The organism is Halomonas sp. AOP27-A1-41, from assembly GCF_052378605.1.
GTDB classification, from domain to species: Bacteria; Pseudomonadota; Gammaproteobacteria; order Pseudomonadales; family Halomonadaceae; genus Vreelandella; species Vreelandella citrativorans.
Genome location: NZ_JBQSXT010000047.1, coordinates 1 through 4753, shown reverse-complemented (window position 1 = coordinate 4753; position 4753 = coordinate 1). Strand labels below are relative to the sequence as shown.

Annotated in this window: 6 protein-coding genes; 4 read left to right on the top strand and 2 right to left on the bottom strand. The window is 50.7% G+C overall.

The genetic code is table 11. From position 1 onward, the window contains the following. Positions 1–176 precede the first annotated feature (176 nt). A complete protein-coding gene (locus ACT3TC_RS16965) occupies positions 177–392 on the bottom strand; it encodes a helix-turn-helix domain-containing protein (protein ID WP_180093538.1) in 216 nt (71 codons plus the stop codon). 148 nt (positions 393–540) lie between these two features. On the opposite strand from ACT3TC_RS16965, the gene ACT3TC_RS16960 reads away from it, so the two are divergent. The 4 genes from ACT3TC_RS16960 to ACT3TC_RS16945 are packed head-to-tail and all read left to right on the top strand — an operon-like array spanning position 541 to position 2538. Further along, positions 541–777 (top strand): hypothetical protein, encoded by a 237-nt coding sequence (locus ACT3TC_RS16960; protein ID WP_071694560.1) that lies wholly within the window; start codon positions 541–543, stop codon positions 775–777. Next, complete coding sequence (locus ACT3TC_RS16955) at positions 770–1933, top strand: Arm DNA-binding domain-containing protein (RefSeq protein WP_444641133.1); 1164 nt, start codon at positions 770–772, stop codon at positions 1931–1933. Before ACT3TC_RS16960 ends, ACT3TC_RS16955 begins: the two co-directional genes overlap by 8 nt. Positions 1934–1942: 9 nt before the next feature. After that, on the top strand, positions 1943–2263 hold the full coding sequence (locus ACT3TC_RS16950) for a hypothetical protein (RefSeq protein WP_444641131.1): 321 nt from the start codon (positions 1943–1945) through the stop codon (positions 2261–2263). After that, positions 2254–2538, top strand: coding sequence for a hypothetical protein (locus tag ACT3TC_RS16945; protein WP_444641129.1), 285 nt, complete (start codon positions 2254–2256; stop codon positions 2536–2538). Before ACT3TC_RS16950 ends, ACT3TC_RS16945 begins: the two co-directional genes overlap by 10 nt. Before the next feature lie 67 nt (positions 2539–2605). Here the strand turns inward: ACT3TC_RS16945 and ACT3TC_RS16940 are convergent. Beyond that, positions 2606–4753: tyrosine-type recombinase/integrase (locus ACT3TC_RS16940; protein ID WP_444641127.1), on the bottom strand; the 2148-nt coding region annotated here is incomplete at its 5' end.

Sequence of the window (4753 nt, the reverse complement as noted above, 5' to 3'; positions counted from 1 at the left end):
TCGTTATCTGCCTTAGCCATGCCACCAGAAAAAGCTATGGTAAGGTTATTCAATCGGCGCGCTCGGATCACCATGACTTAGCAAAAGGTCCGACCTGGTAAGCCTAAAAATTGTTGCATTCTGCATGGCCGAGGTAAATTTCGTTTTTACTTAGGTTGAACCAATTATCATTCACTTTAATCTGTATCGTTATCCACCTGAAGTTCAAATAAGTCTCCTACCTGGCAGTCAAAATACCGACATAACGCTTCCACAGCTTCGAGCTCTATCCGGCTTGCTGTTTCGTGATAGAGCCGTGTGATGGTGCCCCGATTAATACCGGTATCACGGGCCACATCAACGATTTTCAGTTTTCTCTCCCCCATGATTTTAGATAGATGGCATTTGATCATAATGTCTCTCTGTAAGGTTATTTGATCTTCTGTAGATCTAAAAGGCTTGCAAAAGACCTATTTTGGTCTAATATGATCTTCAGAAGATCATTAAGTGCCTTGGAAAGTTTTAATGAGCTTCTGAGACCTTATCACGAGGAGAGGAAAAATGTCTTATTGCTATCTAACAACATCTGAACTTGCTGACCGCATCAAGTACGACGCGCGCACTATTCGTGAACGCCTTAAGGACAACGTGTTGCTAGAGGGGATTCATTACATCCGACCGTTTGGCGGGCGCAAGATCCTTTATTTGTGGGAGCCGATCGAGCGGGATATGCAACTGCACTCTAAAGAGGAGAGTGTTGGCGTACCCATGGCAGGAGGAGGTCTTTGTTATGGGTAAGATACGAGTTAGAGAGAATGCTAATAAGCTATTTTTTGATTTTCGGTATCTAGGTAAACGCTGCCGCGAACAAACGTCACTAGATAACACGGCGGCTAACCGGAAAAAGCTAGAGCGAATCCTGGAGAAAATTGAAGCGGAGATTACGCTGGGCTCGTTTGATTATGGACGCTACTTCCCGGATAGCCCGCGAGCAAAAACGTTAAGCAAACGTGCGCTGACTACCTTAGGAGGTTATCAAGCGACGCCATTACTGCGCGGCTTTGCTGAGACGTGGTTTGCGGAGAAAGAGATCGAATGGCGCGAGTCACAGATCGTCACCGTGCAGGGATGTCTGGATCGACATATTTTGCCTGCGTTAGGGCATAAAGAAGTCGGCAGCATCACCCGTGCAGAAATTCTTGAGTTCCGGGCCTCACTCGCCAAAGTAAACACCCGGAGCGGCAAGAAACTCTCTGCCAGTCGCATTAACCACATCATGACGCCATTGCGCATGATGCTGAATGAAGCCGCCGACCGCTATGAGTTTAGCTCACCGTACCGCGGGATTAAATCGCTCAATGTGCCACGCACCGATGTGGAGCCGTTTTCCCTAGATGAGGTGCAGCGGATCATCAGTAACGTCCGCGATGACTTTCGTCAGTACTACACCGTGCGCTTCTTCACCGGCATGCGGACTGGCGAGATTGACGGTTTAACCTGGGAGCATGTTGATTTCTCTCGACGTCAGATTCTAGTGCATCAAGCGGTGGTGAACGGCAAGGTTGTGCCCACTAAGAACGATGGGTCCTTTCGTGCGATTGATATGTCGCAGCCGGTCTTCGATGCCTTGAAGGCTCAGTTTGAAGTCACGGGGAAGACAGGCTTAGTCTTCACCACGCGCAAAGGCACCGCGCTATCGCATCATAACGTCACTAAGCGCGTCTGGTATCCGTTGCTAGAAGAACTGGGGTTGAATAAGCGACGGCCTTATCAGACACGCCATACTGCGGCGACATTGTGGCTTGCGGCAGGCGAGAGCCCCGAGTGGATAGCACGCCAGATGGGCCATACCACGACGGAAATGCTTTTCCGTGTTTACTCACGCTTTGTGCCCAACCTAACGCGCCAAGACGGCTCTGCGTTTGAGCGCATGCTTAACCAGAAACGCGCCTAGGAGATGACGATGAAACAGCTCAATACTCTAAAATTGAACCGCGACGATATCGAACACTCCCTGCGCGTCACGGCAGCCCACCAATCACAGCGCCGCCTTGAACGGCGTTTGGCGGAGTCCTTGGCCTCCGCTACCAGCTTAGCTTCTGGCTGCGCGCTCGTGATGTGGCTTGGTGATGGGCAAGAAAACAGCAACCTGGATGCGTTAACGACCTGGGTAGGGCGCACCCTTCAACAACTTGGCCTTGACGCTAATCGCCAAGCGATCCCGCGTCTTCTTGCGGAATTAGAGCGCACGCTTTGGGCCTGGGAGGATCAAGCATGGCAGTAACATCGCAGATAACTACTCAAAAGGCAGGACGTCAGTTTGAAGGTGAGGTTTACGTTGCTGGCGTCGAAGGGCCTGAATGGTTGATGCAGCATCAGGTTTGGTCGCTTTACTTGATTTGTGAAAAGGGAAACTGTCGTTTTTATCTCACAGATCGCCATATTACCGAGCAAGGTGTACCGCTAATGGGCCAGCGCATACAGGTAACCGCCAAGTGGGCTAATTTCGCTAGTCAGAAGCTTTGTTTTATTAACGCGTACGAGGTGCTGAGCAGCTAGGCTAAGAGTGTTGCTTACTATTCAACTTATCCCCACCACTTCTAAATTAAGCGGTGGGGATAAGTTTTTAAGCCCCACCGTTAAGCCGGGCACTTTGATTCCCGATGGGTTCCTTACCGCCGTTAGTTAATGATGATGTCACCGGCAGCTGCTCGTCGTCTCCCAGACCCAATACCAGCATCGTCATAAAGGCGGCGAAGCGTACAGCTTCCCATAAGGGTTGATGACGGTCTTGGTAATGCCCCCGCGTGATTTTGAGATTGGCATTCCCATGCCAGTGGCGTGTCCGGCCAGAAGGCGAGGGCGTTGGAATCAACTCAATGCGCGTGTGGGGAATGTCGGTCGCATTGGACCAGTAGCGTTTGATGCTCTTTTCCTTGGCCGCTATCTCGGCTTCGACCACGAGGTAAACATGCTTAAAACAATGCAGCGGTCGCAACAGTTCGTGGACGCTATTAATGGCATCAGCATTGGGTAGCTCGACCTGTCCGGTGCTACGCTGCATATGATTGCGCAACGTCACTAGGCTTTCTTCTGCGATATCGGGCTGTGACTGATGCCAGTCGAGCAGGCGGTGAAAAAACTGCCCGGCCTCTCTTAGTACCGCTGGTTTGATAGGCGGTGCCATACAGCGTTGAAGCTCTGGCATATAGATACGTTGCGATGCCACGCGGCGAGAACGGTCATTGCGGTTATCTTCGCGACTAAACTGTTGATTGGTTCTTCGTGTTTTACGTTGCATTAATGCTTCGCCATGCTCCAACCAAAGAGATAGCTGATCTGGGTCGAGTACGAATCGGCTGGCTGTCCGGTGGATAGCGTCGCCAAACGGTATGCTATGCATCTCTTGTTGTTCGACAAGCCGCAGGCTTTGATAAATCGTCGTGGCTTCGGGCCAGTCGAACGAGGCTTCGAAAGGGTTATCGAGCGGATTCTCGGTGGGCGGTTGATAGGGCTGCCATTCTTTCTCCAGCGGGTCATCTGCCAGATATGGCTGCCACTCATCCTGCATATATTGCAATAGCACGCCGGCTTGCGTCTGTCCTTTGAGCCCGCGACGGTTACGCCAACTGCTCAATGCTGTTCTAGTCGATAAATTAAGTAGTGCGAATTGTTGATCGATATTGAGGGTGGGGTTAAAACGTTCACGCAAGGTTTGCCCAAGGATCCAGTCGAGAGAGTGGGTGTACGAGCTAAGCGTCTCATCGGGACTTGCATGCCCCGCCCAGAGTGCGAGTTGCCAAAGCCGTTTACGCGAAGGCCTGTCTTGAGGCGCAAGACCAGCTAAGGCCGAAATATCGGTATCGGTGTTTGGCATCGCGATATAGCGATGGTCATCCAGTACCCATGCGCGTGGTAGGAGTTCTCCATTCACTTGCTCCAATAGACGCAATAAAGTGAACGTCACGAAACTATGCCGCAGATGATGGTAGCGAAGAGTATTGTCGCCACTGACTGTTTTTAAGGCAGTTTGTATCGGTTTAAAAAGTGCTTTATCTTCCAGAAGCAGTCGGCCATTGCCGCTGCGACAGAAAAGCAGTTGTTTAGTTACCTGTTGGGTAGTGATTTCGCCCTGGCGACGTTTTACCCACTCGATAAGTTGCTTTCGCTCTTCTGGCATCAGTAACCATAGCGGCAACCGTCGTGTTGCCGAATAGCTTTTGCCTTTTCGGTATTCATTGGATCTAATGATGATCTCGCCATCGAAAGCGTCGTTATCAAATAGGTAGGCGACATCTTTTATTTGCAACCCTGCGCACTCGCTGCGGCGGATCCCGAGACGGTAACCCAGTATCAAAGCAAGCTTTTGCATCGTGCGAAAGCGCTCGGGCTGCTGTGAGGACTCAATCAGCGCCAAAGCGCGGCGAAATTCGGCGGGTGTAATAATATTCACATCGACGCGCTGTTTTTCTGCATTGGCACTGTCGAGGTCGATGTGGGGGAGTGCGAAGGAATCAACGAGAAAATGATGAAAATCATCAAGACGATTTCGCATTTTCGCTCTGGAAGTGGGATTTTTAGCACTGTTTAATACGTTTTCATACAGCGCTTCCCACTGATCGGCACTGGCAGCTTGAACATCCCCAAGGGATTGACTGTGCGCTACCAGCGGGCGTGCAATGTTCGATAAATACGTTTCTGCAGTGCTTGCAGCCAGTTTGGATTTAACCCGGCCACCTTTTTGCATCAGCTTTTTACACCAGTTGGCGAGCAT

What these genes read in the sequence shown, in the direction of transcription:
- ACT3TC_RS16945 (WP_444641129.1), top strand. Translation starts at nt 2,254, where the DNA reads ATGGCAGTAACATCGCAGATAACTACTCAAAAGGCAGGACGTCAGTTT.
- ACT3TC_RS16955 (WP_444641133.1), top strand. Translation starts at nt 770, where the DNA reads ATGGGTAAGATACGAGTTAGAGAGAATGCTAATAAGCTATTTTTTGAT.
- ACT3TC_RS16950 (WP_444641131.1), top strand. Translation starts at nt 1,943, where the DNA reads ATGAAACAGCTCAATACTCTAAAATTGAACCGCGACGATATCGAACAC.
- ACT3TC_RS16960 (WP_071694560.1), top strand. Translation starts at nt 541, where the DNA reads ATGTCTTATTGCTATCTAACAACATCTGAACTTGCTGACCGCATCAAG.
- ACT3TC_RS16965 (WP_180093538.1), bottom strand. Translation starts at nt 392, where the DNA reads ATGATCAAATGCCATCTATCTAAAATCATGGGGGAGAGAAAACTGAAA.